Below are 24,330 nucleotides of genomic sequence, written 5' to 3' on the forward strand. Positions count from 1 at the left end.
ATGAACACACAACTCAAACCCACACTGGGCACCTTGCACCTGTGGGGTATTGCCGTCGGGCTGGTGATTTCCGGCGAGTACTTCGGCTGGAGTTACGGCTGGGGCGTGGCGGGCACGCTGGGNTTCCTGGTGACCNCACTGATGGTGGCGACGATGTACACCTGTTTCATCTTCAGTTTCACCGAATTGACCACCGCCATTCCCCACGCGGGCGGGCCGTTTGCCTACAGCCGNCGCGCCTTTGGTGAGAAAGGCGGATTGATCGCCGGGCTCGCGACACTGATCGAATTNGTCTTCGCTCCGCCCGCCATTGCCTTGGCTATCGGCGCCTACCTGAATGTGCAGTTTCCGGCACTCGACCCAAAACACGCGGCCGTCGGTGCCTACATCGTCTTCATGGGCCTGAACATTCTCGGGGTGAAACTCGCGGCGACTTTCGAACTGGTGGTATGCGTGCTCGCCGTCGCGGAGTTGTTGGTTTTTATGGGGGTGGTCGCGCCAGCGTTCAGCTTCAGCAACTTCGCCCTCAATGGCTGGGCCGGTTCTGACACCTTTGGTGCTCCAGCGATTGGCGGGATGTTTGCCGCCATTCCTTTCGCCATCTGGTTCTTCCTCGCCATTGAAGGCGCGGCGATGGCCGCCGAAGAAGCNAAAGATCCCAAGCGCACCATTCCAAAGGCCTACATCAGCGGCATTCTGACCCTGGTAGTCCTGGCCATGGGTGTGATGTTCTTCGCCGGCGGCGTGGGCGACTGGCGCACCCTGTCGAACATCAACGACCCGCTGCCNCAAGCCATGAAAGCCGTGGTCGGCGACAGCTCCGGCTGGNTGCACATGCTGGTGTGGATCGGCCTGTTCGGTCTGGTGGCGAGTTTCCACGGGATCATCCTCGGCTACTCGCGTCAGTTCTTCGCCCTCGCCCGCGCCGGTTACCTGCCGGTATCACTGGCCAAACTGTCGCGCTTCCAGACACCCCATCGGGCGATCATCGCCGGCGGCGTGATCGGTATCGCAGCAATTTATAGCGACGGCCTGATCAACCTNGGNGGCATGACGCTGACGGCAGCGATGATCACCATGGCGGTGTTCGGTGCCATTGTGATGTACATCATGAGCATGCTCAGCCTGTTCAAACTGCGTAAGACTGAACCGCTNCTGGAGCGCACNTTCCGCGCGCCGGGCTATCCGATCGTGCCGGGGATCGCGCTGNTNCTGGCGGTGGTGTGCCTGGTGGCGATGGCNTGGTTCAACACGCTGATCGGGTTGATCTTCCTCGGCTTCATGGCNGTGGGTTTCGTGTACTTCATGCTCACGGCGCAGTTGCGCGCGGATGCACCGGCGGACGCGATGTTGACCGGACGCTGAATGGTCTCAGGTGTTACCGACAGATCAGGCATAGAATGGAACCACCGCGAAATGAAATCGCTCAAAGTGGTATGCATGATCGATTGGCGAAACCCGCCAATCGGCCTGCCCTCAAGGAGAGCCCTATGCCCTGGTATGCCTGGTTGATTCTGGTCGTTGCAATCGGCTCGATCGTTGGTGGTTTGATGATGCTGCGTGACACCGCCAACAAGGTCGACCTCACCGAAGAGCAACGTAAGCGCGTCGCGGAACGCAACGCGGAAGCGGACGCCAAGGATGCGCAGGACCGCTAAACCAAAAACCCTGTCACTCTGATCGAGTGACAGGGTTTTGCGTTCCTACTTTTAACCCTGTCACTCTGATCGAGTGACAGGGTTTTGCGTTCCTACTTTTCCCAGTCGGCTTTGGCAATGTGCAAGCCATGCAGCCCCTTATACGCAGCACGCTCAGGCTGGCTCCAGCCCTCGAGCAATGAATCCTCCAACCGATAAATCTCCACGCCCAATGGGCGACAGACGCTCAGCGGATCCTGTGCATCCGGCCCCCACATGGCCAGCGACAGGTCCCCGCCAGGGCACGTCGACAGCGCACACAGCAAATCGATCTCGGCAAAAAACTCCAGGTAATCGCCCTTCTGTGCCGGGCAGGCTTTCATGAAGTACATGTCGTCGTGATTGAGACCGGTGCACTGGAAAATATTCAGCACGTCATGCACATCGAACTCGGTCAGGCCGTGGGGCAACACGGCGCGCGTCAAGTTGGAGTGGCAGTGATGATGGAAATCCTCGCCAGTGAGCATTTTGTTTACATAGGGATCGCAGCGAGTACCCAGTAAATCGTGCAAGCGACCGCCATGTTCGTCGATGCCGTAACCGGCCAGGCTGTCGTCGGTGATGGTCACCAGCGGCCGTAAAAAAGGCAGGTTCGACCAGAGCCGGTCATGGGTGCTGACGTGGGCGCCCTGCAGTTGCCGGGTCCGCGCCGCCCACAAACGCTCGCGCGGATCGTTGGCGTTCCAGACATTGAAGTCGCCGACTTGCGGGCCGACCGGCGTGGTCACGCGAAACACGTGCCCGGCCGGTACATTCCAGGCCCGACCGGTACGGATCGGCACTTCGAACTGCTCGATCAGCGTGCGGCCGTCCTTCGTGTCGCGGATCCGTTCGTAGAAGGCTTTGTCCACCTGCAAGGCCGAGCCTTTGCTGACTTGATAGGCTGCCGGATAGTCTTTGTACATGGCACAAATCCTCGATCAGTGATGGGGGGTTGAGGCAAGCATTTGCAACAGAAGGTGTTGTGAGTCATCGAGATAAGCGCTCATGGCGTCCGTGGCGGCGCGCTTGTCGCCCTCGGCGAGGAAGTCATGAATCTGCCGGTCGCGAGCCAGCCAGGGCGCCTGAAAACGTGATTCATCGGGCGCGGTGCAGAACGCCAGGCGCAGTTGGGCAATGACCTGGGCGAAAAACTCATCGAACAATGGGCTGCGCATCAGCGCGACAATGTGTTGATGAAACGCCAGGCTGTGGGTGCCGACGGCGCGCCAATCCTCACGTTCCCGGGCCAGCTCGGTGGCCTCCAGCGCCTCGAGCATCCGGTCGGACTGCTCGTCGCGCAGCGGCTGGCTCATGCTGATGGCTTGTAGTTCCAGGGTACGCCGAACCTTGAACAGATCCCGAACATCATCCTGGCCCAGCCTGCGCACCATCACGCCCTTGTTGCGCACGTAACGGGTCAGACCATCCTGACCCAGGCGATGCAGCGCTTCACGAATGGTGTTGCGGGAGGCGTTGTAGGCAGACACCAAATCGTTTTCCACCAGCGCCATGCCAGGCAGCAGGCGACCGCCAATGATGTCTGCGCGCAACTCCAATGTGATGTGATCGGCCAGGGACAGTCCACTGTTCATGCTCATCGCCTCGTGATTGTTCAACAATCGTCAACTGACAAGTAATCACTATTCGTGCCAGCTGAATCGATGCGGCAGGACGAAGTTGGACGCATCTGCATGCTTTTTAGAAGTAGAAGTACAGTCACCATCCCATTTTCATTGGTTAAGATGGCGCATTGTTGCGGAGATTTCAGATGCGTTACTCGCAGGACCACAAAGCCCAGACCCATCAACGCATCATCAAGGAAGCATCGGCGCGATTTCGCCGCGACGGTATTGGCGCGACCGGCCTGCAACCCCTGATGAAAGCGTTGGGGCTGACCCACGGCGGGTTCTACTCGCATTTCAAGTCCAAGGACGAACTGGTGGAAAAGGCCCTGCAGGCCGCCGGCGAACAATGCGACGCCATCTGCGCCGAGCTGTTCGCGCAGGAGCACCCGCTGGAAGCGTTCATCGACACCTATCTGTCCGAATGGCACCAGACTTCACCCGATGAGGGTTGCCCGCTGCCGACCATGTCCTCGGAGCTTGGCTTGCGCGGACAACCCAGTCCGACCTCTGACGTGGTGCTCAATTCGAGGCTCGAACAAGTGCAAGGCACGCTTGAAGGCGAAGATGCCGCCGACCGCAGCATCTTTATTATGTCTGCCCTGGTCGGGGCGTTATTGCTGTCGCGCAGTGTCGAGAACCCGGAGATGGCCCAGCGGATTCTCGACGTGACACGCGAATTTCTCAAACAGCCCCGGGATTAATCCTGCCAGCGTTTGAACAGCACGCTGGCATTGACCCCGCCAAACCCGAAGCCATTGGACAGTGCGTACTCGATAGCCATCGGCCGCGCCTGACCGTGGACGATGTCCACACCTTGCGCCGCCGGGTCCGGGTTTTCAAAATTGAGGGTGGGCGGCACGACTTGATCGCGGATCGCCAACAGCGTGAAGATTGCCTCAATCCCGCCCGCCGCCCCCAGCAAATGCCCGGTGGCGGACTTGGTCGACGTCACCGCAATCTTATTGTCCGAACCGAACAATGACTTGATGGCCGCCAATTCTCCAAGGTCCCCAACCGGTGTCGAGGTGGCGTGAGCGTTGAGATGCTGCACCTGTGCGGCAGAAATGCCTGCTTGGGCCAGGGCCAGTGACATCGCCCGACGTGCACCGCTGCCATCTTCAGGGCCGGCAGTCAGGTGATAGGCATCGGCACTGGTGCCATAACCGACCAGTTCGGCCAAGGGTTGAGCGCCACGGGCAAGCGCATGCTCCAGCGACTCGATCACCAACAGGCCAGAACCCTCCCCCATCACGAAACCATCACGACCACTGTCGAATGGCCGAGAGGCACGCTCCGGGGTGTCGTTGTAACCGCTGGACAAGGCACGCGCTGCCGCGAACCCGGCGAGGCTGACCCGATCGATCGCTGCCTCCGCACCACCGCACACGGCAATATCCGCCTCGCCACAACGAATCAGCCGCGCCGCATCGCCGATCGCCTGGACTCCGGCCGCACACGCTGTCACCGGAGCACCCAGCGGGCCTTTGAAACCATGCTGGATCGACACATGACCGGCCGCGAGGTTGACCAGAAAGGAAGGAATGGTGAAGGGCGACAAACGCCGCGGACCGCGGGTATCCGTGGTGCGGACCGCATCGGCAATCGCGCCGAAACCTCCGACGCCCGAGCCGATAATCGTCGCGGTGCGCTCCTGAGCGTTAGCGTCTTGCGCTTGCCAACCGGCCTGCTCCAACGCCTGGCGCGCGGCCTCCATGGCAAACATGATGAAACGGTCCATTTTTTTCTGCTCTTTGGGCGGCGTCGCCCGATCCGGGTCGAAACCCGCCTCGGGATCTTCCGCCACGCTGAGCACTGCGCCACCGACCTTGGCCGGCAGATCGGCGACCACGTCGTCAGGCAAGTTACGCAGCCCGGAGCGTCCGGCCAACAGACGCTCCCAAACCACCTCAACACCGCTACCCAGCGGGGACACCAGGCCCATGCCCGTTACAACCACTCGACGATCACTCATACCGCAATTACCTCAAGCCGATTGAAGGCGCCTCACTTGTAACGCGTGGCGGCCGTACTTTTGGAAAGATTCGGCGCCATGACCAGACGGGCTTTTACAAAGTCGTCCCACTCGGAGGCGTTTGGTAGCGATGGAATGGTGATCAGCTCACCCTGGTCCAGTCCGGACAATGCCGCATCGACCATCTCGCCGGCTTCCATCACCATGTCTGCGGGAATCTGAGTAGCGTCGATACCGGAGCGCTCCCAGATTTCGGTGCGTGTTACGCCTGGCAACACGGCCTGGACCTTGATCCCGGTACCGTCCAGTTCCGCGTTCAACGACTGGGTCAGACTTAACACATAAGCCTTGCTTGCGCTGTAAGTCGCATTGAATCGCTCAGGAAACAACGCCACCACCGAGGCGATATTGATGATCGTGCCACGGCCAGCCTTTGCAAAGCTGGCGGCGGCTGCCGATGCCAGGCGTGTGACGGTGGTGACGTTGAGCTGGATTAACTTTTCCAGTTGCTCCATGTCGGAATTCGCCAACAGACCATCCGCTGCGACCCCGGCATTGTTCAGCAGCAAGCTGATACTCGAGTCGCTGCGTAGACGCTGTTCAATTTTCAGAACGTCATCTTTTTGAGTGAGGTCTGCCTTGAGTACTTCGACCTGGACACCATGTTCGGCGCGCAACTTGCTCGCCGCTGCCTGCAATCGCTCCTCGTCGCGAGCGACCAGCAACAAATCAAAACCACGCGCAGCCAATCGCTCGGCGTAAATGGCGCCAATTCCGGAGGAGGCTCCGGTGACAAGGGCGGTTCCTTGGGTCTGGACAGAATTCATGAGCGTGCTCCTGGGAGGATACGTAGGAAGATGAACGCCTGAGCGCTTCAGCGGTTACAGGAATTATTATAGGCATAATTTAAAGGCAATATGATAGCCGTAATTTTTCATATCCCTATGAAAGGGACGACACATCATCAAGACCAAAATGCAAAAAGGCCGGTCAATGACCGACTCAGTAAAAATCAGTCAATAAAGGTGTGATCTGGTAATCAACGCCTCGGCAGAGCGACAGGAAACAAGGGTAGTCGACGTCTGAACGAGTTTCGGAAATAAAATTCGTGTTCCTTGGTGGCGGAATATCGTGCGAGAAAATACATAGTTCCGTAGCCGCAACCTGCGCAGAAAGCCAAAAAAATTTCCAGTTGATGTATCAAATCCAAGGGTTTGGGACCGTCCCACCCTTGCTGTTTACCGGCTTATGCGCAAAAATAGAAATGTAACCGGGTGTTAATTTCCAAACCAATTCAGACAATAAATTCCAAGCACTCCTGGAGATGTTGTCTTTTATTCTTGAGCGCACTATGAACACTCCAGCAACTATACCGTATGTCCCCACACACACCGAAATTGATATAAGAGAAATCCTGAAAAGTGTATGGAAACAACGAGCCATTGTCCTGCTATTTTCCGGACTTGGATTTGTTGCTGCCGTTACCTACGTGACGCTTGCCACTCCAGAATACGAAGTAAACACCTCTATTAGACCGGTCAGCAATACAGACCTGGACGAACTAAATGAATCTGGCGTTTATAAAATACATCCGGAAGAAGCCTTACAACGAATCGGCTCATTAATGGAGTCTTATGATGTCCGGTTAAATTTTTTCAAAACTTATCCGCAATATCTCGCGCCATTGCAAGCCCCTGGAAAATCCATTGAACAAACTTTTGAATCGTTTAATGGCAGCGCATTTACGCTAACACAAATTGATCCAAAAAAGAGTGCAAGCTTATCTTCTGCGATTAATCTAGCACTGAAATATCCAAAAGGTGTCGATGGTGTAGGCATCGCAAAAGACTTCACCGCATTTGTAGTCAACAGCGAAAAACAAAAAATAGAATCTAACTTTAAAACGTTGGTTTCTAACAGAATCGAAAAAATAGAAAAAAATCTTGATTCTAAAAAGTCAGCTTATGCAGCAACTACAAGCTCCAGTATCGCGGGCCTTCTGGAAAAAGATCAAATTAAAAAGCAGGTGCTTCAAGACGAACTAAAAGCCCTTCGCCAGCAACTACAGACCCGCAGACAAAATCGAATAAAAGAACTCGACGAAGCCATCGTTATCGCAAAACAACTTGGCATTGTCAGACCTACGACGCCTTCGTCTTTAGCCGATGTTGGGCAAGCACGCGAAGGAAACATGATACGCACGGAAGTAACCAATCAGCAGATCCCGCTATACTTTATGGGACAGTTGGCCTTGGAAGCGGAGCGTTCGACTTTGGTTTCCCGTCGTTCGGATGATTTCACTGAACCGCGCATTGATGAAATTCAGAAGGAGCTCAGCCTTCTCGCCGTTAACCGCAAGGTAGGAGCCTTGATGGAGCGCGAAAATCCCGAATTATTCCTGGATGGTATTGGAGATATTCGTGGAGACCTCACTCGATTAAAAAATCTGAATATCAATTTTGACCAGTTCGAACTCGTGCATATTGATAAGGCAGCGCTGGAACCACTGTCACCTGTTTATCCAAAGAAAACGAAAGTCGTTGGACTCGGGATACTGTTTGGCCTGGCGCTTGGTGTAGGGGTAGCTTTGGTTCGAAGACTTTTTCAATCATTTCAGGCAACCCCTCATTAACGTCCCTGTATAAACCTCGCTAACTCCCGCGAGTACCCAGAAACGTTTTTTGATGAACTACCTGCGGGCTGCAGCGATGCAGCCCTCGGCTCAAAGTTTTGCTGCCATTAGAAGGCCGGTCAACGACCGGCCTTCAGCGCACATCAGCGCGCTTAATTGACTTCCAGCTTCTCGCGGTTCTTATCCAGGATCGCCTTGCCTATCCCCTTCACTTCCAGCAGCTCGTCTACGGACGAAAACGGCTCATTACTGTCACGATAGGCAACAATCGCCTTGGCTTTCGCCTCACCGATACCGGACAGCTCACGCTGCAGCGTCGGTGCATCAGCTCCATTGAGATCGACTTTTCCAGACTGAGCCTTGGGCGAAACTTCCAGCACCAAGGGTGCGCTGCCAACCTCAGGCTTTGCCGCAGGCGCGGCGATTGCAGCGATAGAGGCGCTGGTCAGCAGGGCGAAAACTAGAGAGTAGAAATAGCCAGTACGCATAAATGAAGCTCCATGACATCGATTGAGAAAGCAGCTTTTCCGAAGCTGCTCTCCAAACTTAGGCGATGTGGTGGAGCTGTCAAAAGTGTGTCTGTTGCAGGATGTGAAACAATCAGGGTTCGAGGCGGCGTTGCTGGTAGATCCAGTCGACGATCTCGCCGTCGGGGGTGTAGCCGCTGACGGTTTCGCGCAGCAATTGACGAACTCTCGCGTAATCATCCTGTTCGACAGCGGCCAGCAACTCAACCAACCGTCCCTTGAGAACATCCCATGCCAGGTAGTCCTCATTCGCAGTCATGATCATCGGGTGTGGAGTCGCGGAAACGTTATCCCCAATTAGCAATTCTTCGTAAAGCTTTTCCCCGGGGCGCAGACCTGTGAATTGAATTGAGATGTCGCCGTGCAGATTTTTTTCGGAACGGACACTCAATCCAGACAGATGAATCATTTTTTCAGCAAGTTCTACAATCTTGACCGGCTCCCCCATATCCAGCACGAATACATCTCCACCCTGCCCCATGGACCCAGCCTGGATTACAAGCTGGGCGGCCTCGGGAATGGTCATGAAATAACGAGTGATCTTGGGATGGGTGACGGTCAATGGCCCGCCAGATTTGATCTGTTTGTGGAACAAGGGAATGACGGAGCCAGAAGAACCCAGAACATTACCGAAACGCACCATCGTGAAACGCGTCTTGTTGACTCGGGAGACATTAGTATCGTCTCCAAAAAGTACCGGGGCTAGTTCTCGACTCAGCGCTTGCAGCGTTAATTCAGCAAGTCGTTTGGTGCTGCCCATTACATTGGTCGGACGTACAGCTTTGTCTGTCGAGATCAAGACGAAGTTGGCAACTCCGGCCTTCAGCGCCGCCTGAGCGGTATTAAGCGTACCGATTACATTATTCAGCACGCCTTCGGCAATGTTGTGCTCAACCATAGGTACATGCTTGTATGCTGCTGCGTGATACACCGTATCCACATGCCAGGTTTTCATCACATCCAGCAACTTATCCTGGCTTCGCACTGAGCCGAGAATCGGCAAAAGACGAACAGACAGGGATTCCCTGGCAACACGCTGCTCAAGCTCCGACAAGATGCTGTAAAGATTGAACTCGCTATGTTCAAACAACAAAAGGGTCGTTGGACGCAGAGCAAGAATCTGTCGGCACAGCTCCGACCCGATCGATCCGCCGGCACCGGTAACCAGAACAGATTGGCCCTTGATGCAATGCTCTAATAGATCACCTTGGGCTGGAACAGCGTCGCGCCCCAGCAAGTCCGCAATATCGACTTCCTGAATGTCGTCGACTTTGACCCGGCCACTGGCAAGATCCATGAAGCCGGGCACGCTTCGTACGTGGAGCGGGAACCTCTCAAGAAAACCAAGAATCTCACGACGCCGACCGCGGTTGGAGGAAGGCAGTGCCAAGAGGATTTCTTGAGCACCGGTAGCATCGATCATCCGTTGGATATGCTTCGGTTTGTAAACCTGAAGGCCGGAAATGACTCGATCCGAGATGGTGTCATCGTCGTCAATGAACGCGACCGGCCGCATCACACGGCCCATGCGAAGTGCCGCGACCAATTGGTTGCCTGCGGACCCCGCACCATAAATCGCAACACGCGGAAGGCCATCCTCACGGCTGGTAAACGGCACGTGCTGGGCAGCTGCAAACCAATCACCCAGAAAGTACTGGCGCATGGTCAGACGCAAACCGCCGACCATAATCAAGCTTAACCACCAGTAGTTAAAGATAATGGACCGGGGCACGACGTTCTGATGATTGCTATACCAGTAGACGACCACACCCAAAATCAAAGACGAAAGGCTGACGGCTTTGATAATGGCGACGAGTGCATCGTTACCAAAATACCGCATAACAGCACGGTACATACCAAAGCGAATAAACAACGGAATGGCAACCACCGGCGCGGCTAAGAACAACCACAGATGCATTCTGACCGGGTTGATCATCTCGTCGATTCCGAGACGGACTAAAAACGCTATCCACAGCGCTAAAGAAACCAGTACAACATCTGCCGAAACCTGAATGAGTCGCTTCTGGCGGCGTGGGAGGCCTAGCAAAAATGTGCGTAATTTATCCATAACTCCGTCGTACACTTCGAACCGCTCCCCTATTGACCGTATATAACGAGTGTACGTCTCCTGACGCTCCCGTCACTTTAAAAAACTCATGAATCAGCTGCTGATTGCCTGCTTTTCTTCGAGTTCACCCGCATGGAATTTTACAGCGAGAAGAAGAAGAGGGATGTAAGCGATGAGCAGGCCAAGCGCCCCGTCCAGGCCGAAAAAGGCAACGCAAAGCGCAACGGGTAACAACCATGCAATATTGATTGCCCCTACCGCTAGAGTGACCGGCAGATGCTTGTGGACTCTACGCGCAGCAAACTGATACGCATGGCTGCGATGAGCTTCATAGACCTTATCGCCACGAATCAGGCGACGGAACAGAGTGAAGGTCGCATCAACGATGAAAACACCTAACAATATTAACCAGGCCCAAAACAGCTGATGCGAAACCCAAGCCGCCTGGATCGAGATCACGCCAAACATCATGCCTAGAAATCCGCTGCCGGCGTCACCCATGAAAATACGCGCGGGGGGAAAGTTCCAGATCAGGAATCCGGCAGTTGCCATAGCTAGCATCGCCGGTACCCACATCAGGTTCTGAAACCCGGTGACCCAGTAAAGCAGACATGCACAAAGGCAGACGGTAACCGCCTCAACACCCGCGATACCATCTATGCCATCCATGAAGTTGTACAAATTCAGCATCCACACGAGGTAGATTGCAGCCAAGATATGCCCAAGCCAACCGAGATCCAATGAGATATCAAATACATTCAGCAAGGGTAGACCACTCAGCCAAAACAAGGCCCAGGCGGCACCCGAAAAATGGCCTAGTAACCGCCACCGCACGGGGACGTGACTATAGTCATCTAACCAACCGAGCAGCGAAATGCCAGCCCCTGCCCCCAGCAATGCAAAAACAAAGCTCCAGTCGAGGACGCCAAGAAAGCCGAAAACCGGCAGCGCCATGAGGAAACTGAAGGCAATTGCCAAACCACCAGCGCGAGGTGTAGGCATTGAGTGCGAACTACGACCGTTGGGAATATCCATCAGGCTTCGAGCCAGCGCATAACGACGCAAAGCCTCCGTGAGCACCACCGAAACGCTTGCTATAAACGGTAACGACAACCATAACGCCATCGACGAGATATCCCAAAAAATACGGAGTACAACTCCAGGCGCTTCAGAGACTTCTCGCGCGTAACTGTCATCCGGCCTGATATTGCCGGCCGGATCTACGAGTAGTAATAGGGAGATACCAGAATCGGGGCTCAGGAGCTGAAGCAGCTTATCGCACTGGCCCTCCTCCTATCACAAGGTCGAAAGAGGCCTAGGGCTTGACGGCTTGTTGCATGACCGTTCGAATCACTTCGCAAGTCTTGTCGATTTCAGCCTCAGTCAGCGTCGGATGTACCAGGAACATCAAACTTGTCTCACCCAGCTCTTTCGCGACAGGCAGTCTTGCTTCTGGACGCCAGCCGGTATCGTCGAATGCTTTTTCGAGGTACACCTCAGAGCAGGAACCCGAAAAACATGGAACGCCAAGTGCTGAAATCTCGGACAGAATACGGTCCCGACTCCAGTCAGCCTTCAATTGCTGCGGCTCTACGAACACATAACATTTATAGGCTGCGTGAGCGCAGTTTTCGGAAACTGCTGGAACGCGTAAACCTTTGAGGTCGCGAGCTTGTGACCAGATACGCTCGGCATAATTGATTCGGCTGGCACGCCACTGCGCCATGCGACGAAGCTGAATCCGGCCGATAACCCCTTGTACTTCCAGCATCCGCCAGTTCGTACCAAAACTCTCATGCAACCACCGGAAGCCTGGTTGATGCTCGCGCTCGTAAATCGCTTCCCAACTTTTGCCGTGATCCTTGTATGCCCACATTTTCAACCAAAGGCTGCGGTCATTCGTCGTGACCATCCCGCCCTCGCCCCCAGTGGTCATAATTTTATCCTGGCAAAACGACCAGGCGCCTACATGACCAATGGAGCCTACGGGGCGTCCTTTATACGTTGCACCATGTGCCTGGGCGCAATCCTCAATCACCTTGACATCATGAAGTGCTGCCAGCTCCATGATCGGGTCCATATCACACGGCCAACCGGCCAAATGCACACAGACAATGCCCCGGGTACGAGGAGTAAGCACTGCCTGAATGGTTTGTGCGGTAATGTTCTGAGTATCGCGGTCGACCTCTGCGAATACCGGAATAGCACCGGCATTGACGATGCTGGACACTGATGCGAGGAAGGTGCGAGGCGTGACAATGACTTCGTCCCCACGCCCGATACCCAGCGCAACCAGTGCGAGGTCAAGTGCTACGGTGCCATTAGCCAAAGCGATGGCATATTCCGTGCCAGCCCACGTGGCAAACTCTGTCTCAAACTCACGGCATTCCTGCCCGGTCCAATAGTTAACTTTATTGGAAAGCACTACATCACGAACGGCATCGGCCTCTTCCTCGGTGAACGAAGGCCAAGGAGAAAATGGGGTATTCAACACGGTTTTTACCTGCCATCCATAATTAAAAAAGAACCGTCGATAATCCAGGACGGCCAATCAGTCACTTGTATCCAATGGTTAAACACTCAGGATCTTGGGATCGCTCGAGCAGGCACCCCTGCGAAGGTCATGTTATCAGAGATATCGCAGATCACCGCGGCTCCAGCACCCACCATAACGCTGGAACCTATGCTGAGCATCTGCCTGACACAGGCACCGATGCCAATCCAGCTTCCATCGCCAACGGTTACAGCTCCGGCTAACCGCGCGCCAGGACTGATATGCACGCACGAACCAAGAATACAGTCGTGATCGATGCTGCAGCCCGTATTCAGAATCGCACCGTCACCAACAATCGCGTAGGCATTGACTACCGCAGATGCAAATACCACGGTTCCAGGCCCGATCTTAGCGTATCGGCTTATGATTGAAGCAGGATGCACCAGAACAGGAAGTTGTGCCCCAGAGGCTTTCAGCTCGTCCAGTTTGCGTCGCCGGACACTGTTGTTGCCAATTGCAACCAGCACACCATCAAATTCTCCCACACGGCTAAGCAAGTCGCTGGTATTTCCAACAACCGACCAAACCCCGATGGAAGACACCTGGGGCCATGCGTCATCAAAGAACTCGATGAGTTGCCATCCACAGCATTCCGCGGTGTCAGCGACAACTTTTCCATGTCCGCTCGCACCAAGAACTGCCAGTCTCTTCATTTTTTTGACCCGGTAAACTTGGTCATTGTGACTTCACCTTCAGCGCTGATCCCGTCCCTGATCAAAACCTTTTTGATGGTGAGAAAAATGATCTTCATGTCTAGCCACAGCGACTGGTGGTCCACATACCAAATATCAAGTTTGAATTTCTCTTCCCAGGACAGCGCATTGCGACCATTTATCTGTGCCCACCCGGTCACACCCGGACGCGCATCATGCCTGCGAAACTGGACTTCGTCGTACAACGGCAGATACTCCATCAATAGCGGGCGCGGCCCCACCAAACTCATATCTCCCTTGATTACGTTCCACAACTCCGGCAACTCATCCAGACTACTCGAGCGAAGAAATCTGCCAAAGTCTGTCATTCGTTCAGAATCTGGCAAGGGGTTGCCGTTGGCATCCAACGCGTCCCGCATAGTGCGAAACTTGACCATCTCAAACGGTTTACCACCGAGACCAGGTCTGACTTGTCGAAATAAAATTGGAGATCCCAATCGCTTGCGAATCAAGTATGCGACGATCACGATCACGGGAGACAAGACAATCAACCCGGCTACGGAGGCCACAATATCGAAGAAGCGTTTTGACATCGGAAGTCCTTGTAATCCAAATTATTATTGAAAAAAAGCGCTGGAGCTCATTTCGACAAACGCTTGAAGTGCTCACCAAAGCGCTCGACCCCGACACGCAAGGACAGTTCTTGGTGATAGTACTCCAGTCCATTTTCAGCCATGCTCTTGTGCCCTTGTACGGAAACATCCATCAAGGCCAGGATAGCGTTCGCAAGAGCCTGCGGGTTGTCTGACTCGCTGACAACGCCACAACCTGCATCGCGCACAAGATCAGCAGCATCACCATCCACAGCCATCAAGATTGGCTTACCGGCCGCCATATATGCCTGGGTTTTAGACGGAATAGTGATGCTGAACAACGGGTCCTTCTTCAAATGCACAAGCAAGGTGCGAATTCCACGCTGACTCGGACACCCATTCCACGCACATCCGGATAGTGATTCCACGCTGATCCGGACACTCACTCCACGAGCATCCGGACACCGATTCCACGGCCATCCGGACACTTTTCAGGCAGGCAGCTACGCAGGATTTATTCACTACCATCGACCTCTTTTTCGAAGCGAAGAGGTCGTCGTGGAGCGTTTATCCATGCGTAAAATCCGAGAGGTGTTGCGCCTCAAGTTCGACTGCGGCCTGTCCGTGCGCAAGATCGCCCGCAGCCTGGGTACTGGCCACAGCAGTGCCGGTGATTACCTCTGTCGTTTTGCCGCCAGCGGTCTCAGTTGGCCCTGTTCGTTGTCCGATGCCGAGTTGGAGCAGCAACTGTTCCCGCCGGCCCAGGCGGTTGCCAGTGAGAAGCGGCCTTTACCCGATTGGGCATGGGTGCATGCCGAACTGCGCCGCCCCGGGGTGACCCTGGCGCTGCTCTGGCAGGAGTACCGCCTGAGCCAGCCGCAGGGCTTTCAGTACAGCTGGTTCTGTGAGCACTACCGGGCCTGGCAGGGCAAGCTGGACGTGGTGATGCGTCAGGAGCACCGCGTCGGCGAGAAGCTGTTCGTCGACTATGCCGGCCAGACGGTGCCGGTTATCGACCGCCACAGCGGCGAGATCCGCCAGGCGCAGGTGTTCGTCGCGGTGCTTGGCGCGTCCAGCTACACCTTCGCCGAAGCCACCTGGTCGCAGCAGCTGCCGGACTGGCTAGGCTCGCATACCCGTTGCTTCGCCTTCCTCGGCGGCGTGCCGGAGATCGTGGTGCCGGACAACCTGCGCAGCGCGGTGAGCAAGGCCCATCGTTACGAGCCGGACATCAACCCCAGCTACCGCGACCTTGCCGAGCACTACGGAGTGGCGGTGGTGCCGGCGCGGGCGCGTAAGCCGCGCGACAAAGCCAAGGCCGAAGTCGGCGTGCAGGTGGTCGAGCGTTGGATCCTCGCCGCCCTGCGCAACCGCCAGTTCTTCTCCCTGGATGAACTCAACAGCGCTATCGCCGGGCTGCTGGAGCGGCTCAATCGCCGCCCGTTTCGCAGGCTACCGGGCTCCCGGCACTCGGCCTTCGAGGCTCTGGATCGTCCGGCGCTGCGCCCATTACCGGAGCAACCCTACGTCTATGCCGAGTGGAAGAAGGCGCGGGTGCACATCGACTACCACGTCGAGGTCGATGGGCATTACTACTCGGTGCCGTATCAACTGGTGAAGAAGCAGCTGGAGGTGCGCCTGACGGCGCGCACCGTCGAGTGTTTCCACGCCAACCAGCGAGTGGCCAGCCACCTGCGCTCAATGCACAAGGGCAGGCACAGCACGCAGGCCGAGCACATGCCCAAGAGCCATCGCGAGCATGCCGAGTGGACGCCGCAACGGCTGATCCGCTGGGCCGAGCAGACCGGGCCGAGCACCGCCGGCGTGATCCGGCACATCCTCGAACGGCGCATCCATCCGCAGCAGGGCTACCGGGCCTGCCTGGGCATCCTGCGCCTGGGCAAGACCCATGGCGAAGTGCGCTTGGAGTTGGCCTGCCGTCGCGCCATCAGCCTCGGTGCGTGCAGTTACAAGAGCCTCGAATCGATCCTGCGCCAGGGGCTGGAAAACCTGCCGCTGGCCCAGCAGCACCTGCCCCTGCTCCCGGACGACCACGCCAACCTGCGCGGCCCCGGCTACTACCACTGAACACAAGGAAACTCACCATGCTGCCCCATCCGACCCTGGACAAGCTGCAAACCCTGCGCCTGCACGGCATGCTCAAGGCGCTGAATGAACAACTGAAAACCCCGGAAATCGACAGCCTGAGCTTCGAGGAACGCCTCGGCCTGCTGGTCGACCGCGAGCTGACCGAACGCGATGACAAGCGCCTGAGCAGCCGCCTGCGCCAGGCCCGGCTCAAGCACAACGCCTGCCTCGAAGACATCGACTACCGTAGCCCGCGCGGACTGGATAAGGCGCTGATCCTGCAACTGAGCAGTGGCCAGTGGCTGCGCGACGGCCTCAACCTGATCATCGGCGGCCCCACCGGTGTCGGTAAAACCTGGCTGGCCTGCGCCCTGGCCCACCAGGCCTGCCGAGAGGGCTACAGCGTGCGCTATCTGCGCCTGCCACGTTTGCTGGAAGAACTGGGTCTGGCCCATGGCGACGGCCGCTTCGCCAAGCTGATGAGCAGCTACGCCAAGACCGACCTGCTGATCCTCGACGACTGGGGCCTAGCCCCGTTCACCGCCGAACAGCGGCGCGACATGCTGGAGCTACTGGACGACCGCTACGGCCAGCGCTCGACCATCGTTACCAGCCAGATGCCGGTGGACAACTGGCACGAGCTGATCGGCGACCCGACCCTGGCCGACGCCATCCTCGACCGCCTGGTGCACAACGCTTATCGGATCAATCTGAAGGGTGAATCAATGCGCAAACGGACGCAGAAATTGACGACGCCGGGCACCTCAGACTAACAATGCCACCCCTGCGTCGCTGCGCTCCGACTGCCTGTCCGAATGATCGTGGAACAGGTGTCCGGATCAGCGTGGGCTGAGTGTCCGAATGGCGTGGAATCCGCAAGCAAGGCATCGGCGCAGGACAGATAGGCCCCAACTTCAGGCATAGGAACAGCCGGCAGAAAAAATACGTTGTCTAGCTTTTTGCTTTTCGCAAGTTCTTCTAGCCTGGAGGTTTCAACTCCTCCACCAAGAAAGATAAATGCCACTTGACTGGCCTGTTCCTGCAACAGCTCCGCAGCTGCAATGACTGTATCGAGCGACTGCGCTTTGCCCATATTTCCAGCAAAAAGAATCCGAAACTTGGAAGTTTGTGGAAAGTTGGCCGGTGAACTACTCGAAGTGGCGCTAACCATATCTTCGGCGCACCAGTTGTAGATAACATCAATCTTCTGCGAAGGCACTCCCCGCTCAATCAATAAACGCTTGAAACCAGGAGACAACACGACAATCTGGTCCACGTGACCATATACCCAGTCGCAGACACTGGAGACGATCTTCAGGAGTTTTTCGTTAGAAAACATCCCCGTGGCCCTGAGCGTGTCAGGCCACATGTCCTGAATATCGTATACCACCGGAACGCGTCGAAAAAAACGAACGAGTGCAGCTGCAATACCTACCGTCAATGGGGGATGGTAGGCATATATGACATCTGGTTTTTTCGCGCGAAAAAGGCCATACAACAAAATACTGGCAGCAAAGCTGATGTAGTTTAGAAGTCGACCAACACCACTCTGCCCATGACTCGGATAGAGTGGCACGCGTGTGATCTGGACGTTGTCAATAATTTCGCGCTGCAATACCTTTATCTTGTAGCCTGGGTACACTTTTCCACCGGGATAATTAGGAAACCCGGTCACCACTTCAACTTCGAAGCCCTGCGCCACCAACTCACGAGCGAAAACCAATCCTTTGAAGGTCGGCTCAGGGTCGAACCACTGAGTAAACAGTAAAATACGAATAGCCACTCGTATTAGTACCTTCTCCAAACAGTTCGCATTACATAATCCCGATAGCTATGAATAATTCGAACCACTTTATCAGCTACGTTAGGCATGCTGTAGTCTCCAACAAGTCGCAAGGTGCGCACTTCGTCACGACCTTGTCCTTCCAGCAACTGCAGACCTTGCATCACCCGCTCAACTTCGAGACCGACCATCATTACGGCAGCCTCTTCCATGCCCTCTGGGCGCTCATGTGCTTCCCGAATATTCAACGCAGGAAAGTTGAGTATGGAGGATTCTTCGTTGATCGTACCGCTATCAGAAAGGACTGCTTTGGCGTCAAGCTGTAACTTGTTGTAATCCTTAAAACCCAAAGGCTTGAGCAAGCGGACATTTTCATGGAACTTCACCCCCAAGCTATCAACCCTCTTCTGGGTACGTGGATGAGTGGAAACAATAACCGGATATCCGTAGTGTTCGGCAACCGTATTGAGCGACTCTACCAACTTTCCAAAGTTCGTATCAGAGTCAATATTTTCTTCTCGGTGGGCGCTGACAACGAAAAACTTACCCTTCTCCAGACCAAGACGAGCAAGAACGTCTGATGCTTCGATACCTTCACGATAATGGTTAAGCACTTCGAACATCGGACTGCCAGTTTTAATAACCATATCTGGTGATAACCCTTCGCGTAGCAGGTAGTCCCGCGCGATGGTGCTATAGGTCAAATTGATATCTGCTGTGTGGTCAACAATACGGCGATTGATTTCCTCAGGCACACGCATATCGAAGCAGCGGTTACCAGCCTCCATGTGAAATGTTGGAATTTTGCGGCGCTTGGCAGGAATGACCGCCATGCAGCTATTGGTATCGCCAAGGACGAGAAGAGCCTCAGGCTGAACCTCGGCCAGCACGCGATCAACGGTAATAATGACGTTACCGATGGTTTCCGCGCCGGTTGCACCAGCTGCGTTCAGAAAATGGTCGGGTTTACGGATCCCAAGGTCCTGAAAGAAAATCTCATTCAGCTCGTAATCGTAATTCTGCCCGGTGTGTACCAGAATATGATCGCAATCTCTGTCCAGAGCGGCCATGACGCGTGATAGACGAATAATTTCCGGGCGAGTACCCACTACGGTAACGACTTTCAGCTTTTTCATTTTAAACGTCACATTTTAATAAGTGATAAAAACGATCGACAATTCTAATCGGCAACCGCTACTAACGCTATCCAATAGCATGCTTGGAGGCTCTGGGTGCTGCCAACGGACGAGCGGAATCTGAGCATTAGGGCCCACCGTCGCGCGCCCTTGGCGATGTCGGGGATGTGAGCCATACGAGGCGCGGCAACACCGGACGAAGATACCACCGACTGGAGCCATTCGCCTGCTCGCCCCCGGTGACGCACAGCGAACACGTCCAATCATCATTCGAAACCGCGCGAAAACCGGTCCCGACTGACGATTGGTCAATGCAAACACGAAGCCTGTTCCGGATTTTCAACCGTTACAAACAATGCCGTAACGCCGGGAGATGACATCTCAAAATATCAGACTCAGAAAACCAACATCTCCACCACGCAGCGCTGCCCTAAAACTACAGCGCCGCCCACCCTCGTCTCAAGGAGTAAGGCGGAGCGTGCAGTCATTAAGCTTCCGTACCGACTGGCGATGCAAAAGTATCGGGCTCTTCACGGTCGAAAATCTCGTTAGCCCAGAGCATAACAATCATTTCTTCAGCGCCTGTATTGGTAATGTCGTGAGTCCAACCTGGAACTGTCTCGACGATCTCCGGTGTTTCACCTGTCGTCACCAACTCGTAGAATTCACCGGAAACAATGTGGCGAAAACGGAAACATGCTGTGCCTTTAATAACAAGGAACTTTTCGGTTTTTGAGTGATGATAATGTCCTCCGCGCGTTATTCCCGGGTGAGCCGTAAAGTAAGAAAATTGCCCGGAGTCCTGGGTTTTAAGCATCTCCACAAACACACCACGTGGATCACCATGCTTGGGAACCTCGTAAGTAAAACGCTCGGGTGGCAGATAACTCAGGTAAGTGGAATACAGAGCCCTGACAAGCCCCGTCCCCACAGGTTCGGTAATCATCGACTTGCGGCTGTCTCGGAAGGCGGCCAGTTGTTCTGCGAGCGCACCAACCGTGATGCTGTACTGAGGCTTAACATCAACAAACGGCGAACCGGCTTTCTTTCCTTCCATTACAGCAATGAAATGGGCAATCACATCATCAATGTAAACAAGATTAATGCGAGCCTGCGGATCATTTATCTGAATCGGAAGATCACGAGCCACATTATTACAAAAGGTCGCCACTGCAGAATTGTAGTTAGGTCGAGCCCACTTACCAAAAACGTTAGGTAAACGGAACAAGTGGATTGCTGAACCATAAGTCGAGTTCAGATCAATTAACACTTGTTCGGCACCCAGCTTGCTATTGCCGTAAGGATTGTCCAATTCAGCCTGACTGGACGAGGTATACAACACTGGAATCCGTCGCCCACTGGCACGGATAGCTTCACAAAGCGCCCGAGTCAGATCGGTATTACCGGTATGGAATTCTTGAGGGTCCAGCGGACGATTGACACCTGCCAGATGGAAAACGAAATCGACTTGGGCAACCAGACCTGGCAAGCGCTCCAGCGAATCCTCCCGGGTAAAGCGCACCACTTCGACATCGGCCTTCTCACTCAAATGAGAAATGAGATTCTGGCCGACAAAACCATTGGCACCTGTAATCAGAACCTTCATTTCTTATTCCTCAGGCGTCGCGTGCTCACCACGCTGGATAGCGCGCATAAAATTCAATTTGAGCAATAGCTTTTGCATACCTTCAACATCGAGACGTTCAGTATTATGTGAGTTGTAGTCTTCAGTACGGGAAATCTTTGTCTCTCCCTGCTCTACGAACTTGGAGTAGTTAAGGTCACGCAGGTCTGGTGGAACACGGAAGTAATCACCCCGATCTTCAGCACAGGCCATTTCTTCACGACTGAGCAAAGCTTCGAAAAGCTTTTCGCCATGACGGGTCCCAATAACCTGTACGGGATGATTCGGTACATTCAGCATATTGATCAGTGCCGTCGCCAATACTTCAACGGTAGCAGCCGGGGCCTTCTGGACAAACATGTCTCCATTAGTTCCATGTTCGAAAGCGTACAAAACCAGATCGACCGCATCCGCCAATGTCATCATGAACCGCGTCATGTTTGGATCAGTCAGGCTCAAAGGTATGCCAGCCCTGATCTGATCAACAAACAACGGAATCACCGAACCTCTCGATGCCATGACGTTACCGTAACGTGTACCGCAGATAACCGTATTATTGTCATTACGCGACTTGGCAACCATCACTTTTTCCATCATTGCTTTGGATATGCCCATCGCATTGATTGGATAAACGGCTTTGTCGGTACTTAGACAAACGACGCGCTTTACATTATTTTGTATCGCTGCTTCCAGTACATTATCAGTACCGAGGACGTTCGTTTTCACGGCTTCCATCGGATGGAATTCGCAAGAAGGAACCTGCTTCAAGGCTGCCGCATGGAAAATGTAATCTACGCCACGCGTAGCGTTAAGCACACTTTGAAAGTCTCTAACATCGCCGATGTAAAACTTCAGCTTGGTGTTAGCGTATTTTTTACGCATGTCATCCTGTTTTTTCTCGTCCCGGCTGAACACGCGTATTTCTTTAATATCGGTATCGAGAAACCTTTTCAGCACAGCATTACCGAAGGAGCCCGTGCCTCCAGTGATCAAAAGCGTAGAATTACTGAAAGAAATAGCCATGAGAAGACCCCACTTATAATGATGATATGATAATACTTCTTGCGTTCTCGACACTCAAGTACTTTTCGTAATAGCGCCGACCATTGGCCCCGAGCGCCGTACAAAGCTCAGCGTCCCTTATGAGCAGATCCAACTTATCTTTTAAACTATGTACCTCTCCCGCCACCACGGCAAACCCGGCACGTATTTCTTTTTCAAGTATATCTCCAAAATCCGTAACCGAATCCAGAGAGGCAAGCACCGGAAGAGAAACTTTAAAGTAGTCTAGTGACTTAGAAGGAAAACTAGGGACTGTCAACTTTTTAGATAACGAAATCAAGCCCACATCGCAGGCCTGGACTACATGCTGATATTCATCGCGAGGAATATAATCTATGAACTTTACATTCTTCAACCCTCGAGAAGATACCGATGCCTGCAAACTTTCTTTTTCCGTTCCCTTACCAATAAAAAGAAAGGTCAACTCGTTACCCGAGTACAGCGCGGCCAAATCAAGGATATTTTCCAACTCTTGAACAATAGACATGGCACCACCATAGACAGCAATGAAACCCGTCGGTGGCAAGTTGTATTTCAACCTTATCGCAGACTTGTCTATTGGATCAACATGCTTGATCTTCGCCCAAAGCGGCAATATTTCTACGCGCTCTTTATCCACCGAGGGGAAATTATCAAATAGAAACCGGGCATTACCCTCGGTCATGCAGCCGATACGATCGAAACTTTTATACATCATCTGCTCAAGATGACGAAAAAAACCAAAGAAAAGCTTGTTTCTTATTGCCCCGAGATCCTTCAAATAGTAAGGAAAGAAATCCCAAAGCACCAAATAGGACTTGGCATTATATTTTTTTCTAAAAAACCGAGCCAATCCTAAAATAGTCACGCAGGGCGTATTGGCAATCAACAGATCACATTGTCTGACTTGCTTACGCACTTCATATCTAGCCAAAAACGGAAACAAAAATATCTTGAGGGCAGTGCCGATCGCACCTGTATTGTAAAATACGGCTGGAAGCTTGACCCTTATAACGGTTATGCCGTCTATTTCCCTGGTAAGGGATACAGGCTCATTTTTGAGCCATGAAAAGACGACCACTGATACATTGTGCCCCTCTTCATTTAGAGAATAGGCCAACTCATTTGTCAGCCAGGCGTCTTTTTTGTCATCAGCATACTTGGTAGTAAGCAACACAATATCTTTACTTGGCTTCATCATTTTGACCACAGCACGTCTAATTGGTTGAGCAAGTCGTTAGTCCGATCGTGCCCAGTCGAATTTGTTTGATCATAAAATAGCTGGCTTTGATAGGGTATATAAACTATCGAAAGCGGACTTGAAAGAAATCGATAAAATGGCAGATACGCAGTCACTGCTATGACAGCAACCACCATAATGCGACTTGCATAGTTTACGTACTGCAACGCACCCAGCGAGCACCCGATAACGAATATCGCAAAAAAATATTGATATCGGGTAGATAAGGTCGGAAACCCAAATATAATAAGCGGAATGAGAACCCCCAGAAGGGCCAACCGATATGACAACAAACCGAAGCCTCGGTCAAAATGATCGCCATCAGAAGACTCTCGCCTCATCCACGCGCTATATATGCATGTAAAAATCACTAGCGACACGACGGCAAACGCAGCCCTGTAAGCAAAAGACGCATTGAATACATCCCGATCCAAATAAATCATATATTTAGGATCGACATAAACTATCAATACCTCTACGACACCTCGAATGATATCGAACGAAGCTACATACAGCACTACTGCCGCAGCAAAAATCAGCGAGAACGTCATCCGACTCAACGGAAATATATATACTAACCCAAGTAGAAACACACCACCAATCACCGAGTAGTGTAGCGAGCAAGCAATTGTAAAATACACCAGCCCTGAGATTTTTTTTCCTGAAAAAACCTTACAGACACCGATTAAAAATATACTTACTGCAAGCCCTTGCCTGAGCAACGAAAATGTAGGGATCAGATAAAAATCCGGCACCGAGTACATGACAGCCATAACAACCAAACAATACCGAGGAAAAAAGTGCCTGACCGCAATAGCAATAAAAGCAACTTCCAACACACTCACTACGGCAGAAAACTGCTCAAATGCCAGGCCAACCCTGGATGCTACCTGGACGATCCACTCATACCCAAACTCAAAATCAAGGTAAAAACTTTCACCTCTCTGTATCGCTGCGTAATGCGCTTCATAGATAGGCCAGTCATATCCAGTCTGAAATTTCAGCCCTACAAATAGAGCAAGAAATATCACCTGAAAAGAAAATAACCATACAGATGGCAGATTGCTTTTTTTCAGCGAAAGAACGGCCATCAACCATACGAAAGCATATAGATA

General features: G+C 53.5%; 23 protein-coding genes. 6 read left to right on the forward strand and 17 right to left on the reverse strand.

Features of this window, described 5'->3' with window-relative positions; translation table 11 throughout:
- Positions 1–1,365, forward strand: a 1,365-nt coding sequence (gene eat, locus B7L09_RS08325) for an ethanolamine permease (RefSeq protein WP_094468420.1), incomplete at its 5' end; no start/stop codon positions are given.
- A gap of 125 nt (positions 1,366–1,490) precedes the next feature.
- Complete coding sequence (locus B7L09_RS08330; protein WP_094468421.1) at positions 1,491–1,658, forward strand: DUF2897 family protein; 168 nt, start codon at positions 1,491–1,493, stop codon at positions 1,656–1,658.
- Positions 1,659–1,750: 92 nt separating this feature from the next.
- Here B7L09_RS08330 and B7L09_RS08335 read toward each other — a convergent pair whose 3' ends face one another.
- Both B7L09_RS08335 and B7L09_RS08340 read right to left on the reverse strand, forming a co-directional pair.
- Entirely contained in the window at positions 1,751–2,602 is an 852-nt protein-coding gene (locus tag B7L09_RS08335; protein WP_094468422.1) for an urea carboxylase-associated family protein, read from the reverse strand.
- A gap of 15 nt (positions 2,603–2,617) precedes the next feature.
- Positions 2,618–3,271, reverse strand: coding sequence for a GntR family transcriptional regulator (locus tag B7L09_RS08340; protein ID WP_094468423.1), 654 nt, complete (start codon positions 3,269–3,271; stop codon positions 2,618–2,620).
- A 176-nt stretch (positions 3,272–3,447) separates the two neighbouring features.
- Here B7L09_RS08340 and B7L09_RS08345 point away from each other — a divergent pair, with 176 nt between their 5' ends.
- Entirely contained in the window at positions 3,448–4,005 is a 558-nt protein-coding gene (locus B7L09_RS08345; RefSeq protein WP_094468424.1) for a TetR/AcrR family transcriptional regulator, read from the forward strand.
- Here B7L09_RS08345 and fabF read toward each other — a convergent pair.
- Both fabF and B7L09_RS08355 read right to left on the reverse strand, forming a co-directional pair.
- The gene (fabF, locus tag B7L09_RS08350) at positions 4,002–5,276 is read right to left on the reverse strand and encodes a beta-ketoacyl-ACP synthase II (protein WP_094468425.1); all 1,275 of its coding nucleotides are present in this window, start codon (positions 5,274–5,276) and stop codon (positions 4,002–4,004) included. The genes B7L09_RS08345 and fabF overlap by 4 nt on opposite strands.
- Positions 5,277–5,308: 32 nt before the next feature.
- Complete coding sequence (locus B7L09_RS08355; RefSeq protein WP_094468426.1) at positions 5,309–6,103, reverse strand: SDR family NAD(P)-dependent oxidoreductase; 795 nt, start codon at positions 6,101–6,103, stop codon at positions 5,309–5,311.
- Between the two features lie 524 nt (positions 6,104–6,627).
- Between B7L09_RS08355 and B7L09_RS08360 the strand changes: the two genes are divergently transcribed.
- Positions 6,628–7,908 (forward strand): Wzz/FepE/Etk N-terminal domain-containing protein, encoded by a 1,281-nt coding sequence (locus B7L09_RS08360; RefSeq protein WP_042932912.1) that lies wholly within the window; start codon positions 6,628–6,630, stop codon positions 7,906–7,908.
- 152 nt (positions 7,909–8,060) lie between these two features.
- On the opposite strand, the gene B7L09_RS08365 is transcribed toward B7L09_RS08360, so the two are convergent.
- The 7 genes from B7L09_RS08365 to B7L09_RS08395 all read right to left on the reverse strand — a co-directional run bounded on the left by B7L09_RS08365 (position 8,061) and on the right by B7L09_RS08395 (position 14,644).
- On the reverse strand, positions 8,061–8,396 hold the full coding sequence (locus B7L09_RS08365) for a ComEA family DNA-binding protein (protein ID WP_094468427.1): 336 nt from the start codon (positions 8,394–8,396) through the stop codon (positions 8,061–8,063).
- A gap of 112 nt (positions 8,397–8,508) precedes the next feature.
- A complete protein-coding gene (locus B7L09_RS08370; protein ID WP_094468428.1) occupies positions 8,509–10,503 on the reverse strand; it encodes a polysaccharide biosynthesis protein in 1,995 nt (664 codons plus the stop codon).
- Positions 10,504–10,596: 93 nt separating this feature from the next.
- The gene (locus tag B7L09_RS08375) at positions 10,597–11,628 is read right to left on the reverse strand and encodes an MraY family glycosyltransferase (protein ID WP_010461657.1); all 1,032 of its coding nucleotides are present in this window, start codon (positions 11,626–11,628) and stop codon (positions 10,597–10,599) included.
- A gap of 190 nt (positions 11,629–11,818) precedes the next feature.
- Positions 11,819–12,997: a DegT/DnrJ/EryC1/StrS family aminotransferase gene (locus B7L09_RS08380; RefSeq protein ID WP_010461658.1), complete on the reverse strand. Its 1,179-nt coding sequence runs from the start codon at positions 12,995–12,997 to the stop codon at positions 11,819–11,821.
- Positions 12,998–13,083: 86 nt separating this feature from the next.
- Positions 13,084–13,710, reverse strand: a complete 627-nt coding sequence (locus B7L09_RS08385) for an acetyltransferase (RefSeq protein ID WP_010461659.1) — start codon at positions 13,708–13,710, stop codon at positions 13,084–13,086.
- Positions 13,707–14,303, reverse strand: a complete 597-nt coding sequence (locus B7L09_RS08390) for a sugar transferase (RefSeq protein ID WP_010461661.1) — start codon at positions 14,301–14,303, stop codon at positions 13,707–13,709. The genes B7L09_RS08385 and B7L09_RS08390 overlap by 4 nt, the downstream gene beginning before the upstream one ends.
- Positions 14,304–14,350: 47 nt before the next feature.
- Positions 14,351–14,644 carry a glycosyltransferase gene (locus B7L09_RS08395; RefSeq protein ID WP_176457674.1) on the reverse strand — a complete coding sequence of 98 codons (294 nt, stop codon included), beginning with the start codon at positions 14,642–14,644 and terminating at the stop codon, positions 14,351–14,353.
- 232 nt (positions 14,645–14,876) lie between these two features.
- Here B7L09_RS08395 and istA point away from each other — a divergent pair, with 232 nt between their 5' ends.
- Positions 14,877–16,391, forward strand: coding sequence for an IS21 family transposase (gene istA / locus B7L09_RS08400; protein WP_010454879.1), 1,515 nt, complete (start codon positions 14,877–14,879; stop codon positions 16,389–16,391).
- Between the two features lie 17 nt (positions 16,392–16,408).
- Complete coding sequence (gene istB / locus B7L09_RS08405) at positions 16,409–17,164, forward strand: IS21-like element ISPpu7 family helper ATPase IstB (protein WP_010454877.1); 756 nt, start codon at positions 16,409–16,411, stop codon at positions 17,162–17,164.
- Here the strand turns inward: istB and B7L09_RS08410 are convergent.
- From B7L09_RS08410 to B7L09_RS08435, 6 genes are all read right to left on the reverse strand, one after another.
- On the reverse strand, positions 17,161–18,174 hold the full coding sequence (locus B7L09_RS08410) for a glycosyltransferase family 4 protein (RefSeq protein ID WP_238547523.1): 1,014 nt from the start codon (positions 18,172–18,174) through the stop codon (positions 17,161–17,163). The two genes, istB and B7L09_RS08410, sit on opposite strands and share 4 nt — an antisense overlap.
- 5 nt (positions 18,175–18,179) lie before the next feature.
- Positions 18,180–19,310, reverse strand: a complete 1,131-nt coding sequence (wecB, locus tag B7L09_RS08415) for a non-hydrolyzing UDP-N-acetylglucosamine 2-epimerase (RefSeq protein WP_010461667.1) — start codon at positions 19,308–19,310, stop codon at positions 18,180–18,182.
- Positions 19,311–19,797: 487 nt separating this feature from the next.
- Positions 19,798–20,916 carry a UDP-2-acetamido-2,6-beta-L-arabino-hexul-4-ose reductase gene (gene wbjC, locus B7L09_RS08420; RefSeq protein ID WP_010461670.1) on the reverse strand — a complete coding sequence of 373 codons (1,119 nt, stop codon included), beginning with the start codon at positions 20,914–20,916 and terminating at the stop codon, positions 19,798–19,800.
- A gap of 3 nt (positions 20,917–20,919) precedes the next feature.
- Complete coding sequence (locus B7L09_RS08425; protein WP_010461671.1) at positions 20,920–21,957, reverse strand: polysaccharide biosynthesis protein; 1,038 nt, start codon at positions 21,955–21,957, stop codon at positions 20,920–20,922.
- 13 nt (positions 21,958–21,970) lie between these two features.
- A complete protein-coding gene (locus B7L09_RS08430; protein WP_176457675.1) occupies positions 21,971–23,173 on the reverse strand; it encodes a glycosyltransferase family 4 protein in 1,203 nt (400 codons plus the stop codon).
- Positions 23,173–24,306, reverse strand: a complete 1,134-nt coding sequence (locus tag B7L09_RS08435) for an EpsG family protein (RefSeq protein ID WP_255141776.1) — start codon at positions 24,304–24,306, stop codon at positions 23,173–23,175. The genes B7L09_RS08430 and B7L09_RS08435 overlap by 1 nt, the downstream gene beginning before the upstream one ends.
- Positions 24,307–24,330: the final 24 nt, after the last annotated feature.

Source organism: Pseudomonas mandelii, from assembly GCF_002251635.1.
Classification (GTDB): Bacteria; Pseudomonadota; Gammaproteobacteria; order Pseudomonadales; family Pseudomonadaceae; genus Aquipseudomonas; species Aquipseudomonas mandelii_B.